Source organism: Alcaligenes sp. AB3 (assembly GCF_031844565.1).
Classification (GTDB): domain Bacteria; phylum Pseudomonadota; class Gammaproteobacteria; order Burkholderiales; family Burkholderiaceae_B; genus Alcaligenes; species Alcaligenes faecalis.
In genome coordinates this window covers 1-21,385 of record NZ_JAUZVM010000012.1, presented here as the reverse complement: position 1 = coordinate 21,385, position 21,385 = coordinate 1, and the positions used below count along the sequence as shown (strand labels likewise).

The following is a 21,385-nucleotide window of genomic DNA, read 5'->3' as shown; positions in this document are numbered from 1 at the left end:
ATCGCGACAGCGACAGCGACAGCGACAGCGACAGCGACAGCGACAGCGACAGCGACAGCAATTAGTGTAGATACAAGAAAGCCCCACTCACTTGGATTCAATCCCAAACGAGCGGGGCTTTTTATTTTGAACTACGCAATCTAGTTCCGGTTACGCCACTGCTTCAGTTCCAGGCTATCCGCCCCCAGCAAACTCTCCAGCGCCTGCTCGGTATGCTCGCCCAACTGCGGTGGAGCCATGCGGTAGGACACCGGGCTATCTGAAAAACGCATGGGGCTGGCCGTCATGCTGACCTTGCCAGCCTGGCTGTGGTCCAGCTCGATCCGCATGTTCCGGGCCTGGACCTGCGGGTGCGAGAACACACCATGCAGATCATTGATAGGCCCGGCTGGCACGCCAATCTTATCCAGGGCGTCCAGCCAATAAGCACTAGGACGTGTTTGCATTGCGGCGCTCAGGATTTGCTCCAGCTCATCCCGGTGCTTGACCCGCTGACTGTTAATGTTGAAACGCGAATCCTCAACAATCTCCGGGTGACCAATCGCTTCGCAGTACGCCGCGAACTGACGGTTATTGCCGATAGCCACAATGATGTGACCATCTGCCGTCGGAAACACCTGATACGGCACCAGATTCTGATGCGCATTGCCCGCCCGCTTCGGTGCCTGACCACTGACCAGATAGTTCATGTTCTGGTTTGCCAGCATGGCAACCTGACAGTCCAGCAGAGCAATGTCGATATGCTGCCCCAAGCCACTGCGCGAGCGTTCAAACAAGGCGGCCAGAATGCTGCTGGTGGCATACATGCCCGTCATCAGGTCCGCCACCGCAACCCCCGCTTTCTGGGGGCCACCGCCGGGCTTGTCGTCACGCTCGCCCGTCAGGCTCATCATGCCGCCCATGGCCTGGATCATGAAGTCATAACCCGGACGCTCGGCATAAGGACCTGTCTGGCCAAAGCCGGTAATCGAGCAGTAGATCAGACGGGGGTTGATCTCTTTCAGGCTGGCGTAGTCCAGGCCGTACTTGGCCAGGCCGCCTACCTTGAAGTTCTCGACCAGGATGTCGCATTCCCGTGCCATGGCACGCACCACATCCGCCCCTTCCTGACTGGCAATGTCCAGGCTGATTGATTGTTTGTTACGATTGGCCGACAAGTAGTAGGCCGCTTCAGCCGTATCTTCCTTTTCAGGTGTCTGTAAAAAGGGCGGGCCCCAGGCGCGGGTATCGTCGCCGGTTTCGGGCCGCTCTATCTTGTAGACATTGGCCCCCAGGTCAGCCAGGTTCTGTGTGCACCATGGACCAGCCAGAATGCGTGTCAGATCCAGAACCCGGATGCCATCCAAAGGGGCAGGACGCGTCGCCTGCGAGGCGTGCTGATCGCTCACGTTACAGTGCTCCATTCAAAAAACGATTAGTCCAGCGTGATATTGGCTTGCTTGATCAGGCTGCCAAACTTCTCGTCTTCCTGACGCAGGAACTCGGCGTATTCAGCAGGGGTAGAGGAAATGATGTCCACACCCTGGCGACGGAAGGTTTCAACAAATTCGGCATTCTGGCTAACAGTTTTCATGGACTGGCTCAGACGCTCGACAATTTCAGCCGGAGTGCCGCTGCTGACGTGGAAACCAAACCAGGCTGTCACGTTATAGCCCTGGTCCAGACCCAGCTCTGCGAAGGTAGGAACCTCTGGCAGCAAGGAGGAACGCTCGGGACCGGATACGGCCAAGGGACGCACGGTATTAGCGTGGATGTGCGTAATTGCCGTGCCCATGCTGTCGAACATGAAGGAGATGTGACCACCCAGCAGGTCCGTCATGGCCGGTGCGCTGCCACGGTAGGGAGCATGGATAACATCGATATTGGCCATCGTGGTAAAGGCCGCTGCCGACAGGTGCGAGGACGAGCCATTACCAAAGGACGCATAGGTCAGATCTTCGGGATTGGCGCGAGCGTGACTGATCAGCTCCTCACCCGTATTGAAGGGACTTTGCTTGGCATTTACCACCAGCACGTTCTGCCCTTCGGCCACCAGCGAAACAGCCGTCAAGTCCTGCGCGGGATCGTAAGGCAGTTTCTTGTAGAGGTGGTTGTTCACCACCGCCTGACCCACCGCGGCCAGCAAGACGGTGTAGCCATCAGGGGCGGATTTTGCGACAAAGTCCGTAGCAATGATGCCACTGGCGCCGGGCTTGTTTTCCACAATGATGATCTGGCCCAGATCCTTGGACATTTGCTGCGCAACACCGCGGGCAATCACGTCAGTCACCCCACCCGGCGTAAAGGGCACAACCAGACGGATAGGCTTGTCCGGGTACGCGGCTTGCGCGCTCAAGGAACAAAACAACAGACCCATTCCGGCCAGCAGAGGAGCCACTTTACGGGCGAGCACTTTTTTCATGAATCACTCCAAACTTATTTTGTTCGATAAACGAACTTGATTATTAAATTGCTAAGTCTTGTTTTTTTTACAATTTATCATCGATAATTCTTGTGAATCCCATCAGGTTCGTTAATCGAACAAAACTAGGCCTTGCCCCTTACTGAGCAATGACAACGAATAAAGAGACAGGTCCCGCCCCCAACAGCTACAAGGGCGACCCGGACTATATGCAGTCGCTGGCCCGTGGCCTGCAGGTAATTACGGCTTTTTCAGACAGAAGACGACCATTGCGGGCCGCAGAAATTGCTCTGAAAACTGGCCTGGCGCGGGCAGTGGTGCAACGCTGCCTCTATACCCTGCAAGCCCTGGGCTATGCGGAGCAGGAAGGTGCGTTCTGGAAACTGCGCCCAGCGATTTTGCAACTGGGCCATGCCTATTTTTCGTCGACCTCCATCGTCAGTCTGGCCCAGCCCATACTGGACGATTTAAGTGATCGCGTCGGTGAAACCTGTGCGCTGGCCTTGCTGGACGGGGACGAGATCCTGTATCTGGCACGCGCACAACGACAGCGCGTACTGACCGTGTCTTTGGGCCTGGGCAGCCGCCTGCCTGCCCACTGCACTTCGATCGGGCGCATGATGCTGTCGCAGTTGCCACAAAACAGGCTGGACGCCTATCTGGAGCTGGCTCCCTTCAAGATCATGACGCAATACACCGCCCATACTCGCGAGGCTTTGCTGCGCGAATTAAAGCAGGTACAGGAAAAGGATTATTCCTTGATCAAGGAAGAGCTGGAACTGGGCTTGACGGCGATTGGCGTACCCGTGCGCAGTGCCAGCGGGCGCGTCGTGGCCGGGATGAGCATCAGCATCAAGGACTGGCAGGATACAGAAGAGAAATTGATCCAGCGCTGCCTGCCCGAACTACGTTCGAGCGCCAGGCAGCTGGGTTTGATGTTGCCGGCCTGAGCAATCAGGCGGGATTGAGCATGGTCAGCGCACTGGCCAAGGCGTATTCCACGGCCTGCTGACGGATTTGGGCCCGGTCTCCATCAAAGATACGGGCAGAGGCGCGGGTCACAATACCGTCGCCCCGGCGTTGTGCAAAACCAAAGCACACCAGGCCAACCGGCTTGCCCGCGGTGGCTCCGTCCGGGCCGGCAATGCCGGTCGTGGAAATAGCCAGCTCTGCATCTGCTGTAGCTTCCAGCGCACCCGCCGCCATTTCCATGGCGGTTTCTTCGCTGACTGCACCAAAGCGATCCAGGGTGTCCTGGTTCACACCCAGTTCCTGAACCTTGGCCTTGTTGCTATAGGTGACCAGACCGCGCTCGAACCAGGCGCTGGAACCGGGCAGGTCCGTCAAGGCAGCAGCCAGCAGGCCACCTGTACATGACTCGGCGCAGGCGACCATCCAGCCGCGATCTTTAAGGGCTCGCCCCAGGGCCAGGGCGGCATTGCCGTGCTCGTAATCGCTCATGAGAAAACTCCAAAACGTACCAAGACAGCCATCAGCAACAAGGTATAGCCTGCCGCCAGGAGATCGTCCCACATAACGCCAAAACCATTATGCAGACGACGATCAAAATAGCGGATCGGCGGTGGTTTGAGAATATCAAAGAAACGAAATAAAACGAATGCGATGCCCTGTGCCAGCCAGGTCTGCGGAATCAGCCACAGCACCAGCCAGAAAGCGACCATCTCATCCCAGTTCATGCCGCTGTGATCGGACACACCCAGATCGTAGCCTGTGCGGTGACAAGCCCAACAACCAATGAAAAAGGTGACCGGCAAGAAAATGGCCATTTGCGTGTCGGTCAGCACATGCAGACCCAAGACCCACAAGACCCAGGCCAGCACCGTGCCCCAAGTGCCCGGCCCTGGACGCAATACGCCAGTACCGCCACCAAAAGCAATCAAGCGCCAAGGCTTTTTCACCACCCAATCCAGGGTAGGACGTTGAATCGGATTCAAGGAAGGATCAGGAAATGTGCTCATGACACAGACTCAGCCACCAAAATGATCGAAACCGCCCTGGGCAGGGGCAGGATGCAGTCCCTGTTGATCACGCACATGCACCCCGCTACCGGCATGCATGGAGCCAATACGGCTGAGCTGCACACCTTCGCGCTGAGCCAGCGTCAAGATGGACTCGCGGCGCAGGGGATCTGCGGTGAAACACAGCTGAAAAACGTCGCCGCCCACCAGAACCGCTTCACGTTGCAAGTCGGCAGGCAAGCCTTTCAGGGAAGGGTCCAGCGGCAAGGCATCCCAATCCAGATGGGCAGCACATTGGCTGGCTTTGGCGATATGGCCCAGATCCTGGACCAAACCATCCGATACATCAATGGCGGCATGAGCCAAACCTGCCAGAGCATGTCCCAGGCGATACGGCGGCCAGGGTTGCTCCAGGGCTGGGCGGCTGGCAGCCAGTCGATCCGGATCCGAAGCCAGGCGACCTTGCAGGAGACGCAAGGCAATGTCTGCCGCCCCCAGGGTGCCCGTCAACCAGATATCGTCACCAGGCCGGGCCTCACTGCGTTGCAAAGCCTGCCCCGCCGGGACTTCACCCAGCACCGTGATGCTGATGACCACACCTTGCTTGCTGCGCGTGGTATCACCGCCAATCAAGGGACATTGCGCCTGATCGGCCAACTGGAACAAACCTTTGGAGAATGCGGCCAGCCATTCGGGCCGGACTTCGGGCATGGATAAAGCCAGCAGGCAGGCGCGTGGTTTGGCTCCCATGGCGCCCAGGTCCGACAGATTCACGGCCAGCGCCTTGTGCCCCAAGAGAAAGGGGTCCACGTCAGGAAAGAAATGTTGCCCTTCGATCAGAAGATCCACGCTGCTGGCCAGTTGCCAACCGGGTGTCGGAGTAAAAAGGGCACAATCGTCACCCACTCCCAAATAACCTTCGGGAGCGGGACGATTGAAATACTGCTGGATAAGACCGAACTCGTTCAGCACGGCACGCCCCGTTTTAGCGGCGGGCCTGCTTGGCAACTTCCGGTGCGCGTACGTCGGCGGCCAGTTTGTCCAGCACGCCATTCACGAATTTGAAACCGTCCGTACCGCCAAAAGATTTGGCCAGTTCAACGGCTTCATTAATGGCAACGCGGTAAGGCACTTCAACGTGATGCACCAGTTCGTAGCTGCCAATCAGCAAGATGCCATGTTCGATGGGAGAGAGCTCTTCCAAAGGACGATCAACATAAGGCAAAAAGCGTTCGCGCAGCACGGGGGCTTCGCGCATTACGCCGAACAGCAAGGTTTTGAACCAGGCGGCATCGGCTTCGCCAAACTCCTCGTCACCCCGGATATGGGCGTCGATGGAGGTAGCTTCCTGCAGGCCATCTGCCCCTCGCAAAAGCCAGGAGTAGATGCCCTGCAGGGCAAATTCGCGCGAGCGGCGGCGCGCGGATCGTCCGTTGGCCTTGCTGGCCGGGACTTTATTTGTCGTCGTCAAGATCTTCGTCCTCGTAATCTTCGTCCTCATCGTCGTCCAGCTCGGGTTCGAGGACGGCGATAAGATTGCCCAGCTCGACCGCTGTACGGGCGCAATCGCGACCCTTTTCAGCAGCGCGAACTTCGGCTTGTTCATCTGTGTTGGTGGTCAGTACACCGTTGGCAACAGGAATACCGGTTGCCAGGGAGACTTGGGTAATGGCCGAAGCGCTTTCATTGCTGACCACTTCAAAGTGGTAGGTGTCGCCGCGGATAACGGCGCCCAGAGCGATCAGGGCATCAAACTCGCCGGTTTCGGCCATCTGGCCCAGAGTAATGCCCAATTCCAACGCGCCAGGTACGGACAGAACAGTCACGTCGCGCTCGTCCACACCCAGAGCCTCCAGCTCTTTCAGGCAGGCTTCCAATTCGGTCAGGCCGATGGATTCGTTAAAACGTGCACGCACAATACCAATGTGCAGACCTTCCCCGTTCAGGTCAGGGGTAACAATGTAAGGATTCATGTTGGAAGCTCCGCTTAGGATTGAGAGTCTGGTTCGCTATGGTAACCCGTCACGGTCAATGCAAACCCGGCCATGCTTGGCATTTTACGTGGTCGCGACATCAAACGGGCTTTGCCAACATTGAGGTCACGCAAAATTTGTGCACCAATTCCATACGTGCGCAAATCATTGCGGCTAGGACGACCGCGTGGCGTTTGTGCCGGGCTGTCTGCGCCCCAAGCCTGGATCTGCTCAAAACTCTCTTCTTCGGAGTTCTGACAATTCATCAGCAACACAACACCGCTGTCGGATTTGGCCACGGTACGCAGCGCAGTGGGCAGGGTCCAGCTGTGGCCCACATCGCCCTCAATCAAGACATCCAGCACGGTAGTCGGTTCATGCACACGGACCAGAGTTTCCACGTCGGGGCTGATTTCACCGTGCACCAGCGCCAGATGCAGGCCACCAGAAGACAGATCACGGTAGGCGTGGCACTCAAATTCACCGTAAGGGGTCTTGACGGGTTTCTTGTGCAGACGCTCGATCATGGATTCGTGTTCGCTGCGGTACTGGATCAGGTCCGCAATGGTGCCAACCTTGATGCCATGCTCGCGGGCGAACACCAGCAAATCCGGCAAGCGCGCCATGGTGCCGTCAGGATTAAGCACTTCGCAAATGACAGCAGCTGGGGTCAAACCGGCCATTGCCGTCAGGTCACAGCCCGCTTCGGTATGACCGGCACGCACCAGCACGCCACCTTTGGCCGCCTTCAGCGGAAAAATGTGGCCTGGCTGCACCAGGTCAATCGGACGCGCATCACGGGCCACGGCCGCTTGCACGGTACGGGCACGGTCAGCCGCAGAAATCCCGGTTTCCACGCCTTCAGCCGCTTCGATCGACACCGTGAAGTTGGTGCCAAAACGCGTGCCATTACGGGTGGCCATCAAAGGCAGGTCCAGTTGGCGGCAACGCTCTTCGGTCAGGGTCAGGCAAACCAGACCGCGACCATGAGTCACCATGAAGTTGATCGCTTCGGCATTCACGAATTCGGCGGCCATGACCAGATCGCCTTCGTTTTCGCGGTCCTCTTCGTCAACCAGAATAACCATGCGACCTGCGCGCAGCTCTTCAACAATCTCTGGAACGGGAGCGATTGGACTGGCGCCCAGTTGACCAGCGTCGGACTGAATTTCTTGATTCATCGTGCTCTTTGCTCAGACAGATAATAATTAAGGCCATTTTACGACACCCAGGCCCCGGCGGGCAGCTTCATTAGTCGGTACACTTGAAGACCGTGCCAAACCGCCCCAAACCCCTATGACCGAACCCATTTTGCCTGCTCTGGACGAAAAACGTCGCCGTATCCAATCCATTGAAACGGGTTTTGGCCTGTTGAAAGTGCTAGTGGACAGCGGACAACCCATGATGTTGCGTGATCTGGCTACTCAGGCGGGAATGAGCTCGGCCAAAGCCCACCCTTATCTGGTCAGCTTTACCAATGTAGGACTGGTGCAGCAGGCTCCGGCGACTGGGCTGTACGAGCTGGGGCCCTTTGCCTTGCAGATGGGGCTGGTCAGCCTGCAAAGCCAGAACCCGGTCAAGATCGCCCTGCCCCTGGTTCAGGCCTGGGCCTCGCGCATTGGGCATACCCTGGGTTTGGCGGTGCTGGGCTCACACGGTCCCACCATGGTTCATATCAGCGAGGCCAGCTACCCGGTCCACGTGAACATGCGCTGCGGCACGGTGATGTCCATGTTGCATACGGCTACCGGCCACGTCTTTGCCGCCTGGCTGCCCCCGGAAGTGGCACGTCACTATATTGAGCGCGAGGCAGGCGATAGCGCGGTTGTCACCAGTATCAGCCCGCTGCGCCCCAGCCCCAAAGAACTGGCGGCCATGCTGGAAAAAATCCGTGAACAAGGCGTAGCGCAGGCGCTGGGCAACCCCTTGCCCGGCATTGATGCCCTGTCCGTCCCCGTATTCGATCACTCTGGCCAAATTGTGCTGGCCCTGACCAGCCTGGGCCCCAGCACGCTGTTTGATGCCAGTATTGACAGCCCCATCCTGGCCCAATTGCGACAGTGCGCCAACAGCATTTCGCATCAGCTGGGCTGGCGCGAGCCGCTGGGCACTCCCCCTTTATAAAACTTGACATGACTACACACACTTATACGGGTGTCGCTACTTCAAGTTTGGTCGGTTTACATGCAAAATAATTGTTTTATCCGCCCACCTGTTGTGGGCGATTTCTCGAGTGCGATGCTGTGCTAGAACAAGAACTGAAATTTTTTGTACCCGAGAGTGCCCGTCCCGGTTTATTGACCGCTTTTGACGCAGTACGCACGGGTAGCATTACCTTAAATGCCATTTACTTTGACACGCCCGAACGTGATCTGGCGCGCTCGAGTATCGCCCTGCGTCTACGCAAGGAAGGCGAACAATGGGTTCAGACCGTCAAACTGCCCGGTCCTGACACCCTGTCCCGCATTGAAATCAATCACCCCAGACCCGGCCCGGAACTGGACCTGAGTCTTTATCAGAACACGCCTGCCCACGCGGCACTGGCTCGCTACGCGAATCAGATTCAAGCCCGTTACCAAACCCGCATCCAGCGCGAGCTGGCCCTGATCAAGCAAGGCCAGTCGGAACTGGAACTGGCCTACGACGTAGGCCATATCGAATCCAATGGCTTGAAACTGCTGGTCAACGAGCTGGAAATTGAACTGATCAGCGGCGAGAGCCTGACCATGTTTGAAGTCGGCCAACGCTGGCTGTACAAGCATGGCCTGATTCTGGAGATGCGCAGCAAGTCCGAACGCGGCGATGCACTGGCCAGTCTGGCGGATCGTCGCCGTGCGAAATCCGAAAGCCTGGACCTGTCGCCAGAGCAAGTTGCTGCCGCCTTGACGCGCAAGGCCTACGATTTGCCCAAGCCCCATTTTGTCGATACCGAGGACCTGGAGCAGTTCTACAGCCTGAGCGCCACCATGAGCCTGGAGCAGGTCATTCGCAATGCGGCTTTGCTGGCGGGCGTGGATGGCATACGCCCAGACTCTTCCCGTCAGGCAGACTACCTGGCCTTGATGCGTGTCGGTCTGCGCCGTCTGCGCTCCTGCCGCAAGCTGTTCAAAATGTGGCTGTCGGCCAGCGAAGGTTATGCCAATACCCGTCTGACACATTACTTCGGTCTGTTTGGTCAGGCGCGTGACCACGACCTGGTGCAGCTGGAGATTACCCCCTTGCTGCTGCAAGCTGGCATGCCCGGCCCCGCTCCCGAACCGACTCCAGCCCACCTGGAACACGACCCTGTACAACTGGCCAGTGCCGCCGAGTTCCAATCCTTGCTATTAAGTAATCTGCAAAGCCTGATCTGCGGCCCCACGCTAGAACTGGATGGTGTGCCCCAGCCCGAGCATCTGGTCGAAGCCCGTATCAGCCGCTGGTTTCAAACCATTCAATTGCGCAGCCAGCGCTTCGCACAGATCAGTCAGGACAAGCAGCATCGTTTGCGCAACCGGATCAAGAGCCTGCGCTACTGCCTGGAGTTTTTGCCCAGCGCTGCCGACAAGCAAGGGCTGCACAAAGTGCTGCGCGAATGTCAGGCCTTGATTGGCGCGGTTACCGATGTGGACGTGGCACTGGATTGGTATGCTCAACATGCAGCCAATCCCGAGCAGGCGCAATTTGCGCGGGACTGGCTGACTCATGCCCGCCAAGGGCGTGCCGCCCATGCCCAGCATGCTCTGAATGCCTTGGATCAGCATCAGCCACAGACTGAATTGCTACGACGCTAAGCAGCAAGGCCACTAAAGCCGATCCGCAGGTCAAGCCTTTGGTTTCTATCGAGTGCCGCTTGTCACCTTGGACAGTTCAGTAATAAAAAACCGGCGATGCCTACAAAGACATCGCCGGTTTTTTGTAGCCAAACGCGACTGTCAGGCGTTCATGCCCAACAAGGCCGACGCGAACTCTCGTGCCACAAAAGCCTGCAGATCCTGCATACCCTCGCCCACGCCAATCCAGTAAACCGGGATAGGACGTACGCCTTGCGCACAGGCTGCAACGGCAGCCAGCGTACCGCCTTTGGCTGTACCGTCCAGCTTGGTGACAACCAGACCAGTCAGCCCCAAGGCCGCATCAAACGCACGGATCTGGGAAATGGCGTTCTGGCCGGTGTTGCCGTCTACAACCAAGAGAATTTCATGGGGAGCCTGGCCATCGGCCTTGCCAATCACACGCTTGATCTTCTTAAGTTCTTCCATCAGGTGCAGCTGAGTCGGTAAGCGACCGGCAGTGTCCACCATGACCACACCCATATCACGTGCACGGCCTGCATGTACCGCATCAAAAGCCACGGCGGCGGGGTCGCCACCATCCTGAGCAATAACGCTGACGTTATTGCGGGTGCCCCACTCAATCAGCTGTTCACGAGCCGCAGCACGGAAGGTATCGCCGGCGGCCAGCAAGACTTTTGCGCCCTGCTCCTGGAAGGTGTGGGCCAATTTACCGATAGACGTGGTTTTACCTGCACCATTCACCCCGGCAATCATGACAACCAGCGGCTTGCTCGACTCCAGAGGGAACGATTTCTCCAAGGGCTTCAAGTGGTCAGTCAGGATGTCGCACAAGATTTGTTTGACCTGAGCCGCATCACTGACTTTTTCCTTGCGAACACGGGCACGCAAGGCGGTAATCAGTTTCTCGGTAGCCTCAACGCCCGCATCTGCCATCAGCAAGGCATCTTCCAGTTCCTCGAACAGTGTTTCATCAACCTTGGCACCGACAAACAGGCTGCTCAGGCTCTGTCCTGTACGCGACAAGCCCTGTTTCAGGCGGGACATCCAGGAGGTTTTCACCACAGGTGCGGCGGCTTCTGGCTCTGGGGCCGGAGCTGGCTCAGGCTGGGGTGCTGGTGCGGGAACGGGAACAGTCTCTGGCTGTGGCTCCGGTTCAGGAGTCGGCGGCACCTCGGGTTCTGGCTGCGGCACAGGCTCAGGAGTCGGCTGAACCTCAGGTTCTGGCTGCACCTCTGGCTCAGGAATCGGTTGCACCTCGGGTTCAGGCACCGGCACAGGCTGTACTTCCGGTTCAGGAGTACGGACAGGTTCAGGTACGGGCTGTACCTCAGGCTCGTAGACACGTGCAGGCTCTGGGACAGGGACACTGGCCGGGGCCGGTTGTGGCACCTCTGGCTGCGTGGGCGTGGTCTGCGAAGCAGCGCGATGTTCAGCCTGACTGGCTGCCTGGCGATCCAAAGCCACAGCCGGCGAGACCGCCGGCGTTTGAACCGGCGTGCTTTGCTCCTGCGATACCGCAGGGGATGCGTCTGCCCCGTCAGCCTCGGGCTGGGCAGGAGAAAGCGGCTCGGTCAGCTCCGTTTGAGTGACTTGTGGCTCTGGCTTGGCCTTCTTTCTTTTAAAAAAACTGAACATACGATTTACACTAGAAAATTCTGTTGAATGACCACATTATCCGATCAAAGCGCTAATGAGAAAACATGCTGTCCGTATTGTAGGTGGTGATTACCGCCGCACACCGATTTCAGTCGTCGATGCACCCGGCCTGCGCCCCACCCCGGATCGTGTGCGCGAAACGCTGTTTAACTGGCTTAACCACTTCTGGGGCGGACAATTCAGCGACAAGAACGTACTGGATCTGTTTGCCGGTAGCGGAGCCCTGGGCTTTGAAGCGGCCTCGCGCGGTGTCGCCTTTGTACAAATGGTGGAACGCCACGGACCCGCTGTTAGCAATTTGCGCAGCCTGCGTACCAAGCTCAAGGCAGATCACGTCCGTATCCATGCGGGAGACGCCCTCCATATTCTGGAGCGCAGCCAGATGCGCTACGATCTGGTCTTTATAGATCCGCCCTTTGCGCACGACTGGATGGAACGTATCTGGCCCTTGCTGCCCAATGTGCTGGCACCGGACGCACTGGTTTACATTGAGTCCGAAACCCCTATACAAGCCCCGGATCAATACGGGATACTACGACAGGATAAGGCAGGGCAGGTACATTATCATTTGTTGCGATTTGCTGCGATGCAAAAAACAGTCAATAATGCCGAATTTTCCGGGACGCCTGCACCGCTCTCCCCGGATTCCGACCTACCAACTTGAACCCCTTACGCGGATGCACCATGATCACAGCTGTTTACCCCGGCACCTTCGACCCCCTGACCCGAGGCCATGAAGACTTGGTCCGGCGAGCCGCCAACCTTTTCGATCACGTCGTGGTTGGTGTGGCCTCCAGCCAGAACAAGCGCCCTTTCTTCACTGTTGAAGAGCGTGTTGAGATCGCTTCCGAAGTGCTCAGCCACTACCCGAACGTGGAAGTGAAAAGCTTTTCCGGCCTGCTCAAGGACTTTGTACGCGAGCAAAATGGTCGCGTGATCGTACGTGGCCTGCGCGCCGTGTCCGATTTTGAATACGAATTTCAAATGGCGGGCATGAACCGTCACCTGCTGCCCGAAGTCGAGACCATGTTCATGACTCCTTCGGACCAGTACCAATTCATCTCCGGCACCATCGTGCGCGAAATTGCCATTTTGGGCGGCGACGTGGGCAAATTTGTTTTCCCGTCCGTGGAGCGCTGGCTACAAACCAAGGCCCAGGAACGCAAGCAACAAGCGGTTTCTGCCGGCTGAACTCGCCCTGCGCAGCGGTCCGTACTACACTGTAGGGTGACCGACTGGTCAAATCCAAGGACCACGCTTATCAGGACACTGCGCTATGGCACTGCACATTACTGAAGAATGCATTAACTGCGACGTTTGTGAGCCGCAGTGCCCCAATCTGGCTATTTACATGGGCGAGGAGATCTACGAGATCAATCCCAACCTGTGCACCGAATGCGTCGGCCACTTTGACGAGCCACAGTGTGTGGTGGTGTGTCCGGTCGAGTGCATCGAGGTTCACCCCCAGCATCAGGAAAGCCAGGAAACCCTGCTGGCCCGGTATCACCGGCTGCAGTCCGAACCCACAACATAAGTAAAAGAATGAGAAAAAGCCCTGCCATGAGCAGGGCTTCTTGTATGTAGAGACAGACTCTGCCGACGACTTAGACAGCCTCGGGCAGACGTTTCAACAAGCGCAAGGGCTGGCCTGTATAGCGGCTGAACCACTGTGCAGGCAGGTCCCCTTCATCCACCAGTTGTACGGACTGCCCATTTTCCTGCCACAGGGAAAAAGAATCCGGGTCATCCTCAATGACGTCAACTTCAATATCCAGACGCAACATGCCAGGGGCACGAAGCACCAGCTGACCGAACCGCAGTTCCATGCTTAGCTCGGCCAACGCTGGCAGCGCCTGAGCGGCCAGAACCTGCCCCTTATCATCGCCCAAAACCCAGCGCCCCTTGCAGGCCAGTGCCTTGCTGTCGCTTAGAGCCGGCCCGCCTTGCAACAAACAGACCGACTCTTGAAGCTCATTTACCTGTGGACTGGTGCTCATGGCTTGAACCATTGCTTCATGGCTTCGCCTACTGTCTGTGGAACCTTGGCCCCCAACTCTTCCTTGATGATCTCTTTCACCTCGGATTTCACATCGGGCCTGGACTCTGTCTTGGCCTCCGAGACTTGCTGGCTCAACAAATCCAGCAAACCGTCCTGCAACGCTTTCTTGATGGAGTTGCTGGCAATGTCCTTCCATTGAATCTGGTAGGACAGCGCTGCCCAAGGGCCAGAAATATGGATAGGAATCAGCACATTACGCAGATCCTGAAATGATTTGCGCTCATCAGCGGCCAGGTTGTTATGGTTCAAGCGTGCTTGCAAGGTCACGTTAGCGTGCTGCGTTACCAGATCCAGCGTGGAGCCTTTAGCCGTCGTCACCGTCAAGATCGGCGTCGTAGCCCGGAAATTACGGAAAGTAGCCTGCCCTTTCTTGATATCCAGGCTGCCCTGCAAACGGCTCAGTACCGTGCGACGCAAAGGATCGGACTCGGGCAAGAGCAAAGGAATCTGGCCGCTAAATGCATTGCGCACGGCCTCATTGATATCCCGCACGCTCTGATCCAGATCGACACTGCGCCAGCTGCCGTCACGCAAATCAACGGTCAGGCCACCTTCCAGAGCATTCAAACGCTCTTCCTGCGTGTTGCCTTGCGCCTTCAGGTTCAGGTCCACATTACCCTTGCCGGCCAGGTAATCATTACCGAAGGCATCCAGCAAGAGCGAGCCGACCTGCATTTGCTGCAACTTAAGGCCCATTTCAAAGCGCTTGCCTGGCTCTACCTTGGCCTTGGCCTGGAGCTGCCCCTCATAAGCCTGAGCATTGAACTGCGACAGATTGATCAACTGCCCCTGGTTCTTGACCTGGGCCTTGACCTGATCCATCACCACGCCCAGGCTGCGCAGTTTTTCGATTTCAAAGCGCAGGTCAAACGTGATCTTGTCCAACCATGCGTAGGAAGTGGTCTCTTCGGGCGCTTCCTCTGCTGGTGGAGCGGCATCTGCCTCTGCGGCCTTGGGCTGCTGCTCGGTTTGCTCACCGCCCTCTGCAGCAGGTTCCTGCTCGGCAGCGGCTTCTGGTGCCTCCGCCTGGGGCTCGGGTTCGGTTGCAGGGACTACCTCAGGCGCCGTCACCCAAAAAATCGAACGCAGTTCATCCAGATCCAGCTTGTCTGCTTTCAGCACGGCATCCAGCAGGGGACCCTTGCCCTTGTCCTGCAAGGTCACATCCAGACTGCCTTGAGCCTGCTCAGTACTGCTGCTTAACTGGGCACTGTAGTGTTGTTTGCCTTTGTTCAGGTCAGCTTGACCGGTGACCGGCATTTCAAAACGGCTACCTGCATCCGCTTCATCTTCGACACGGATATTGGCCTGAATCTCGGGCAAGCGCAGCCATTCATTGGATGGCTGCCATTGCATGGGGGAGCTGGCCTTCAATTGCGCCACACGGCTGCCTTGCTTGATCGCCCCATCCAGCTTGGCCTGTTCAAACAGCAGCTCCTCGCTGTTGCCGGACAAACCTTGCAGGGTCAAGCCCAGGCCCAAAACTCGTGGGCCGCTGACTTTCAGGCTGGCAACAACAGGCGAGCCTTCCGCTTGGGCAGGCGATACCTGGATACGTGGCACATCCAAGGCCAGGTCCAGATTCTGATCTTCATTCTTGCCACGCACGCGCAAAGCCAGCTTCTCGAAAGACACCAGATCGCTGACACTGTCGATTTGCATCTTGGGCGTGCTCAGCGTAGCGTTCAGATCGCTGACCGGATAGGCACCCAGCCATTGGCCTTGCAATTGTGTATCCAGATTGGTGGCGCTGAACTGACGCTGGGCGGACTTGTAAGCCACATTACCCTTGACGGCCAGGCTTTGCGCCTGGAGTTCGTCCAGATCCCCCACAAAGCTCAAACTCAGCTTTTGTGCGCTGTAAGATTTGGAAGCCGGGTCCAGACTCAACTGCCCTTGCCCTTCCAGCACGCCATCGGCCACGGGATAGTCACCCGACAAGCGGCTCTTGAAAGCCACATCAAAAGGCTGGCCAAAGGTCATGCGACCCGTGTTCACTTCCAGTTGCAACAGGCGACCAATCACATTGCTGCGTTTGCTGAAGTAATGGATCTCGCCACCTTTCAGGCTCAGCCCCGCAATATCAATCTGGAAATCCGTTTCGCTGCCGGAACGCTTGGCAATCAACTCAGGGACGGGCAAGGACTCAGGTGCGGGCTCAACGGGTTTTTCCTGTGGGGCCTCGGCAGCTTGTGCTGCGGGCAACAAGGACACGCCGGAGCGGGCAACAGGCAATTGCGGACCCGCCGGTGGCGCTTGCAGCAGGTCGTCAAAATTCAGCTTGCCTTCTTCATCGCGCACAATCCAGGCCTTGAAGCCGGTAACGGCGACGTGATCAACCACCAGGCGGTTATTGATCAAAGGCCACAGGGCCACCGCAAAGCGGGCGCTTTCCAAAGAAGCGAAGGGATCTTCCGAATTGCGGTCAGACAGGGACAGCCCCTGCACGGACAGGCCAATGCGGGGAAATAAAGAAAGTTCGATATCACCGTCAATCTTGAGCGTACGTTGATACTTTTGCTGGACGATGTCAGCCAGCTTCTGTTTGTACGAATTGGGATTGAATGTCAGCAGGAAAATCGCCCCGCCTACCACCGTGACAATAGCTAAAACGACGAGGCTGAATAAGCCCCGCTTAAACCATACTTTCATGTAAGCCTCTAGGACCTCAAGGCAGGATGCAACACGCCATCTGCCCGGATACGAAATGCTAACCCATGTAGGGCCATTGCGAAGTAACGAAAATAAGAAATATCCACCCGCACTTTAAAAAGCAGAGTTTGCTGTCAGCAATACGCCATTATTACCGAAAGAAATAAAGGCATAGTATTAATGTCTGCGCCCTTAGATGCATTTCTCTACTTACAGGGGTTATGCTTGCTCTGTCTTATATAAGCCACTTGATAATCAATTCCAAAATCAACCATGAAACTAGAGACTCTTGCCATTCATGCTGGCTATCAGCCAGATCCGACCACAAAAGCCGTTGCTGTTCCGATTTACCAGACCACTTCCTACGCTTTCGACAACACGCAACACGGCGCGGATCTGTTTGACCTGAAGGTACCCGGCAATATTTACACCCGCATCATGAACCCGACCAATGCCGTGCTCGAAGAGCGCGTAGCAGCACTGGAAGGCGGGATTGCGGGCTTGGCAGTCGCCTCTGGCATGGCGGCCATCACGTATGCTATCCAAACGATTGCAGAGGCCGGTGACAACATTGTGTCCGTCAGTAAGCTGTACGGCGGCACGTACAACCTGTTCGCGCATTCATTCCCGCGTCAGGGCATTACCGTCAAATTTGCCCAGCCCAACGACATCGAAGCGCTGGAAGCGCTGATCGACGATCGCACTCGTGCCGTGTTCTGCGAAACCATCGGCAACCCCGCTGGCAACATCATTGATATCCGTGCGCTGGCCGATGCCGCTCACCGTCATGGCGTGCCCCTGATTGTAGACAATACCGTTGCCTCCCCGGCCCTGTGCCGTCCTATCGAGCACGGTGCCGACATCGTGGTGCACTCGCTGACCAAATACATGGGCGGCCACGGCACCACCATCGCCGGCATGGTGGTGGACTCCGGCAAATTCCCCTGGGCCGAGCACAAAGAGCGCTTTGCCATCCTGAACACACCTGACCCGTCCTACCACGGCGTGGTCTACACCGAAGCCTTCGGCCCCGCTGCCTTCATCGGCCGCTGCCGCGTGGCTCCGCTGCGCAATACCGGCGCAGCCCTGGCCCCCTTGAGCGCCTTCCAGATCCTGCAGGGTATCGAAACCCTGCCGCTGCGCATGGAGCGTCATACAGAAAACGCCCTGAAAGTGGCCGAGTACCTGAACAAGCACCCGCAAGTGTCCTGGGTGAAGTACGCCGGTCTGCCTGACCATCCGGATCACGAACTGGCCAAGCGCTACATGGGCGGCAAGCCTGCCGCGATCCTGTCCTTCGGGATCAAAGGCGGTATTGAAGCCGGTACCCGCTTTATCGACGCACTGAACCTGGTCCTGCGTCTGGTCAATATTGGTGACGCCAAATCCCTGGCTTGCCACCCCGCCAGCACTACGCACCGTCAGCTGAACGCCGAAGAACTGGCGGCGGTAGGCGTGAGCGAAGACATGGTGCGCCTGTCCATCGGCCTGGAACATATCGACGACATTCTGGCCGATCTGGAACAAGCGCTGAAAGCAGCGGCACGAGGCTAAGACCAGAAAGCCTGTACAGGCCGGAATTGCTGTACAGGTTTTTCTGCATCAAGCTAAAAAAGCCTGGAATCGGTATGGCACCGACTCCAGGCTTTTTTGCATTTCGCGCGTTACATACAGCCTTCAGACAGGCCGTATCACGGGCGCAAGCTGATCAGGACTTGCGAAACAGCTGCGTCAAACCGCCCAGCAAGCTGCTGGCATCGGTAATGTGGGACGGATCAAACTGGCCATTCGGGCTGGCTTGGTTGATCAGAGAAGGCAGCATGATCTTCAGGTTATCCAGCACGCTTTGCTGATTCAAACCAGACAAGTCCACCAATTGCTTGATCGCAGGTTGGCCCATCACACCCAGCAAATCCTGCTGGCCAATTTCCTGATTGCTGCCCTGCGAGATCCAGGACGACACCACATCACCAAAGCCGCCTGTGCGAAAACGTTCGATCAGGCCGCTCAAGCCACCTGGGTAGGTGCTGATCACTTGAATCAGCGCGGGCAACAAGGCGCCCTGCTCTTTGGATTTGGAATCCGTAGCTGACAAGGCCGACACAACAGAATTAAGCAAACTCATTATTTTTCTCCCCAATGCACGGCACCGCGCGTGGGCAGGTGCTGATACCAGGCCTCATTATGCCGTGGCAGGCCGCTGGACGGGGCGGATTAATTGTCAAGGTGGGTCAATAGATCACTGGCGGAAAGGCCCTATTGCTCTGGGCGGAGCCTACGCTACACTGGATTATCGATAGTTCGGCACGCCCCACAGATCGACTCCCTGGAGATTCTGGAATGACGCACGCTTCCTATACCGTCCTGTCCTCTGAAGAGACTGCTCGCGCCCTGCCTTATCCGGAGCTGGTCGCCCAACTGGGCAAAGCCATGGCCCAATATGCCGCCGGCACTATTGTTGCTCCCACCCGTCAGGTTCTGGACTATCCCAGAACAGGCAAAATGCTGTCCATGCCTGCTATCTCGCACGATATAGGCGTGCATAAACTGGCTAATGTGATGCTGGACAATCAGCAACAGGGTCTGGGCAGTATCCAGGGCCTGGTCAGCGTGTACGATGCTCAAAGTGGCTTGCCCATGCTGGTCATGGATGCACCCACCTTGTCCGAGCGGCGTACTGCCGCCGTATCCATGCTGGGCATTCAGGCATTGTGGCCTCAGGGGCCCGAGCACATCACCCTGCTGGGGTACGGGCAGCAAGCCCTGGCGCACTGCGATGCCGTCATGACGCTGTACCCCAAAGCCCATGTCACCCTCACAGGCCGCAATATTGACCGCGCTCAAGCGGTGGCCACCTCCTTGCAAACCAGATTTGGAGAGCGGGTTCAGGCCGCGGCGGCCATCCCTGAACAAACGGATGTTCTGATTGCCCTGACATCCAGCCTGACGCCGGTCTACCACGAGCCCGCCCGCCTGGATCGCCTGTTGATTGGCCTGGGGGCCTTTCAGGCTGATATGGCCGAGTTCGAGGCCCACACCCTGCTGGCCAGCCGCCTTTACGCGGACGATGTCAGCGGAGCCCGCCACGAGGCCGGCGATCTGATTCAAGCCGAAGTGGACTGGGAGCAGGTACACAGCATCCATCAGGCGCTGCGCACACCCGCGCCCAGAGACAAGCCTTTATTCTTCAAATCCGTGGGTTCTGCTGCCTGGGATTTGGCAGCTGCACGCTGTGCTTTGCAGCATTTGAACCAGGCCTAAATACTTAGGCTGCTAACTAGATAACACGACACACCAAACAAGGCCCAGAGTGTTAATCTGGCGCCTACAATCCCTTACAGTTATTTACCGATCTTTTTTCCTGCGCTCCTCATGACCTCTCAGTTGCCTCCTGTCGAAGACGATCCGTACAAGATCCAGTCCAAGTTTGAAATTCTGCGTGTTTTACGGGCCATCGAAAAAGGAGGCCTGCTCCTGCACATGGAAGCCAATCAGGGTAATGACCGGATTGTCACCACCATTCTGAATATTGATCTGGACAACAATGTGGTGATCATTGATACCGCCAACAAAGAAGAAAAAACCCGCAATCTGCTGCAGTCCGAACACACCAGTTTCGAGACCTCGCTAGACAAAATCAAGGTGACATTCCAGGGCCCTACCCCCGAGGTTGTGTCCCATGAAGGGCAGCCGGCCCTGGCGATCCCGATCCCCGAGTCTATTCGCCGTCTGCAGAGACGTGAATTCTTTCGCGTCAACGTGCCTGTCAGCGAACCAGCCATGGTGATCTTGCGCCTGAATAACGAATCCAAAAGCTTTCTGCTGCACGATATCAGCGGTGGCGGCTTGTCCTTGGTGGACGAATCGCAAAGCCTGGCAGAGGTGATCGGCACGCATAAAACCGAGTCCCTGCTGGAACTGCCGCAGGCCGGTTCTTTTGTAGTGGCACTACAAGTAGCCCGTACTGAAACGCAACAACTGCCCAATGGCAAACAGATTCAGCGTTTAGGCTGTACCTTCATTGACCTGTCTGCCTCCACGCAAATGGCGATTCAGCACTATATCGGCCGTCTGGAACGCCAGCAGATCGCCAAACAGCGCGGTCACGGCTAATCCGATGCCTGGGACACCCCAAAATCGCTGGGGGTGTCCACATCGCGCAAGATCCCCTCATCCACTAAAGGCACAAACAAGGTCTGATCCTTGTTGGCTTGCAACAAGTCGCGCGCACCCTGCTCGTCAGGAAGCTCCAAAAGCGGCTGACGCCATTCCAGACCAAAGCCCACAGGGTTGCCGGGCTGGCCATTCAAAACGGGACGCACAATCCCGGCCCCATCCTGCACCGCCTGAGCCACCGCCGCTACGGTGCTTGGCCGCAGCCAGGGCATGTCCGCCAGCAAAACCACATAGCCATAACGGGGACTGCACGCCTGTATCCCGGCCTTCAAACTGACACCCATCCCGCGGATAGCATCAGGTGCCTGAACGAAGCTGATCGGCAAGTCACCCAGCTCCTGACGCAAAATCTGCTCATGAACATCACAAACAAGCAGCACCTCATCGAGCACAGACAAAGCCGTCTCACAGACACAGCGCACCATCGTCCTGCCATCGTCAGTCTTGGCCAACAACTTCAACTGCTGGCCCGACGGGTCAAACCGCCGCCCCAAGCCTGCCGCCAGAATAATGCCCGTCACCCCAGATACATGCTGCTGCCCTGCCATCCTGGCTCCTTTTGAGCTTTGTAATGCCCCGTCAAAAATGCGTATTGCTTCATTCACTAGACTAATAGAAAGAAGAGTGAAGGGACAAGCGTGGTTGAAGAACAGTGATTAGGGGATAAAAGAAGTCTCTTTGAAGACGCCGTTCAGTCGGCCTGCTGGGGTGTC

At 57.2% G+C, this 21,385-nt stretch carries 22 protein-coding genes; 9 read left to right on the top strand and 13 right to left on the bottom strand.

All coding sequences use genetic code 11. The features are described 5' to 3' along the window. Nucleotides 1-140: 140 nt before the first annotated feature. Nucleotides 141-1,388, bottom strand: coding sequence for a CaiB/BaiF CoA-transferase family protein (locus tag Q9R35_RS17385; protein ID WP_311220196.1), 1,248 nt, complete (start codon nt 1,386-1,388; stop codon nt 141-143). 26 nt (nt 1,389-1,414) lie between these two features. Continuing rightward, nucleotides 1,415-2,401 carry a tripartite tricarboxylate transporter substrate binding protein gene (locus tag Q9R35_RS17380; protein ID WP_252605436.1) on the bottom strand — a complete coding sequence of 329 codons (987 nt, stop codon included), beginning with the start codon at nt 2,399-2,401 and terminating at the stop codon, nt 1,415-1,417. Between the two features lie 149 nt (nt 2,402-2,550). Between Q9R35_RS17380 and Q9R35_RS17375 the strand changes: the two genes are divergently transcribed. Beyond that, nucleotides 2,551-3,351 carry an IclR family transcriptional regulator C-terminal domain-containing protein gene (locus Q9R35_RS17375; RefSeq protein WP_042488788.1) on the top strand — a complete coding sequence of 267 codons (801 nt, stop codon included), beginning with the start codon at nt 2,551-2,553 and terminating at the stop codon, nt 3,349-3,351. 4 nt (nt 3,352-3,355) lie between these two features. On the opposite strand, the gene Q9R35_RS17370 is transcribed toward Q9R35_RS17375, so the two are convergent. From Q9R35_RS17370 to ribBA, 6 genes are read right to left on the bottom strand one after another with little or no spacing between them, the layout of a single operon-like run. After that, complete coding sequence (locus Q9R35_RS17370) at nt 3,356-3,862, bottom strand: CinA family protein (RefSeq protein WP_026485462.1); 507 nt, start codon at nt 3,860-3,862, stop codon at nt 3,356-3,358. Further along, the gene (locus tag Q9R35_RS17365; RefSeq protein ID WP_035275669.1) at nt 3,859-4,380 is read right to left on the bottom strand and encodes a phosphatidylglycerophosphatase A; all 522 of its coding nucleotides are present in this window, start codon (nt 4,378-4,380) and stop codon (nt 3,859-3,861) included. Before Q9R35_RS17365 ends, Q9R35_RS17370 begins: the two co-directional genes overlap by 4 nt. Nucleotides 4,381-4,389: 9 nt before the next feature. After that, nucleotides 4,390-5,352, bottom strand: coding sequence for a thiamine-phosphate kinase (gene thiL / locus Q9R35_RS17360; protein WP_042488792.1), 963 nt, complete (start codon nt 5,350-5,352; stop codon nt 4,390-4,392). 13 nt (nt 5,353-5,365) lie between these two features. Further along, nucleotides 5,366-5,881, bottom strand: coding sequence for a transcription antitermination factor NusB (gene nusB / locus Q9R35_RS17355; RefSeq protein ID WP_042488795.1), 516 nt, complete (start codon nt 5,879-5,881; stop codon nt 5,366-5,368). Continuing rightward, nucleotides 5,835-6,353 carry a 6,7-dimethyl-8-ribityllumazine synthase gene (gene ribH / locus Q9R35_RS17350; RefSeq protein ID WP_042488798.1) on the bottom strand — a complete coding sequence of 173 codons (519 nt, stop codon included), beginning with the start codon at nt 6,351-6,353 and terminating at the stop codon, nt 5,835-5,837. Before ribH ends, nusB begins: the two co-directional genes overlap by 47 nt. A gap of 14 nt (nt 6,354-6,367) precedes the next feature. Then, complete coding sequence (gene ribBA, locus Q9R35_RS17345; protein ID WP_042488800.1) at nt 6,368-7,534, bottom strand: bifunctional 3,4-dihydroxy-2-butanone-4-phosphate synthase/GTP cyclohydrolase II; 1,167 nt, start codon at nt 7,532-7,534, stop codon at nt 6,368-6,370. Between the two features lie 115 nt (nt 7,535-7,649). On the opposite strand from ribBA, the gene Q9R35_RS17340 reads away from it, so the two are divergent. Further along, complete coding sequence (locus Q9R35_RS17340) at nt 7,650-8,477, top strand: IclR family transcriptional regulator (RefSeq protein ID WP_045931249.1); 828 nt, start codon at nt 7,650-7,652, stop codon at nt 8,475-8,477. A 119-nt stretch (nt 8,478-8,596) separates the two neighbouring features. After that, nucleotides 8,597-10,126, top strand: a complete 1,530-nt coding sequence (locus Q9R35_RS17335) for a CYTH and CHAD domain-containing protein (RefSeq protein WP_086069599.1) — start codon at nt 8,597-8,599, stop codon at nt 10,124-10,126. Nucleotides 10,127-10,267: 141 nt separating this feature from the next. Here Q9R35_RS17335 and ftsY read toward each other — a convergent pair whose 3' ends face one another. Further along, a complete protein-coding gene (gene ftsY, locus Q9R35_RS17330) occupies nt 10,268-11,320 on the bottom strand; it encodes a signal recognition particle-docking protein FtsY (RefSeq protein ID WP_311220206.1) in 1,053 nt (350 codons plus the stop codon). 499 nt (nt 11,321-11,819) lie between these two features. Between ftsY and rsmD the strand changes: the two genes are divergently transcribed. The 3 genes from rsmD to Q9R35_RS17315 all read left to right on the top strand — a co-directional run bounded on the left by rsmD (nt 11,820) and on the right by Q9R35_RS17315 (nt 13,319). After that, on the top strand, nt 11,820-12,449 hold the full coding sequence (gene rsmD / locus Q9R35_RS17325; protein WP_045931251.1) for a 16S rRNA (guanine(966)-N(2))-methyltransferase RsmD: 630 nt from the start codon (nt 11,820-11,822) through the stop codon (nt 12,447-12,449). Between the two features lie 20 nt (nt 12,450-12,469). Next, entirely contained in the window at nt 12,470-12,976 is a 507-nt protein-coding gene (gene coaD / locus Q9R35_RS17320) for a pantetheine-phosphate adenylyltransferase (protein WP_045931252.1), read from the top strand. Between the two features lie 85 nt (nt 12,977-13,061). Further along, nucleotides 13,062-13,319, top strand: a complete 258-nt coding sequence (locus Q9R35_RS17315) for a YfhL family 4Fe-4S dicluster ferredoxin (RefSeq protein ID WP_009454772.1) — start codon at nt 13,062-13,064, stop codon at nt 13,317-13,319. 70 nt (nt 13,320-13,389) lie between these two features. Here the strand turns inward: Q9R35_RS17315 and Q9R35_RS17310 are convergent, their stop codons facing one another. Together Q9R35_RS17310 and Q9R35_RS17305 are read right to left on the bottom strand one after the other, a co-directional pair. Beyond that, nucleotides 13,390-13,782, bottom strand: coding sequence for an MOSC N-terminal beta barrel domain-containing protein (locus tag Q9R35_RS17310; protein ID WP_199264956.1), 393 nt, complete (start codon nt 13,780-13,782; stop codon nt 13,390-13,392). Beyond that, a complete protein-coding gene (locus Q9R35_RS17305; protein ID WP_199264957.1) occupies nt 13,779-16,496 on the bottom strand; it encodes an AsmA family protein in 2,718 nt (905 codons plus the stop codon). The genes Q9R35_RS17310 and Q9R35_RS17305 overlap by 4 nt, the downstream gene beginning before the upstream one ends. A gap of 273 nt (nt 16,497-16,769) precedes the next feature. Here Q9R35_RS17305 and Q9R35_RS17300 point away from each other — a divergent pair, with 273 nt between their 5' ends. Next, on the top strand, nt 16,770-18,050 hold the full coding sequence (locus Q9R35_RS17300) for a bifunctional O-acetylhomoserine aminocarboxypropyltransferase/cysteine synthase (protein ID WP_199264958.1): 1,281 nt from the start codon (nt 16,770-16,772) through the stop codon (nt 18,048-18,050). A 154-nt stretch (nt 18,051-18,204) separates the two neighbouring features. On the opposite strand, the gene Q9R35_RS17295 is transcribed toward Q9R35_RS17300, so the two are convergent. Continuing rightward, nucleotides 18,205-18,621 (bottom strand): YidB family protein, encoded by a 417-nt coding sequence (locus Q9R35_RS17295; protein ID WP_063691411.1) that lies wholly within the window; start codon nt 18,619-18,621, stop codon nt 18,205-18,207. 215 nt (nt 18,622-18,836) lie between these two features. Between Q9R35_RS17295 and Q9R35_RS17290 the strand changes: the two genes are divergently transcribed. Further along, complete coding sequence (locus Q9R35_RS17290) at nt 18,837-19,757, top strand: delta(1)-pyrroline-2-carboxylate reductase family protein (RefSeq protein WP_311220195.1); 921 nt, start codon at nt 18,837-18,839, stop codon at nt 19,755-19,757. A 111-nt stretch (nt 19,758-19,868) separates the two neighbouring features. Then, entirely contained in the window at nt 19,869-20,609 is a 741-nt protein-coding gene (locus tag Q9R35_RS17285) for a flagellar brake protein (RefSeq protein ID WP_311220194.1), read from the top strand. On the opposite strand, the gene Q9R35_RS17280 is transcribed toward Q9R35_RS17285, so the two are convergent. Further along, nucleotides 20,606-21,220 (bottom strand): nucleotidyltransferase family protein, encoded by a 615-nt coding sequence (locus Q9R35_RS17280; protein WP_311220193.1) that lies wholly within the window; start codon nt 21,218-21,220, stop codon nt 20,606-20,608. The two genes, Q9R35_RS17285 and Q9R35_RS17280, sit on opposite strands and share 4 nt — an antisense overlap. Nucleotides 21,221-21,385: the final 165 nt, after the last annotated feature.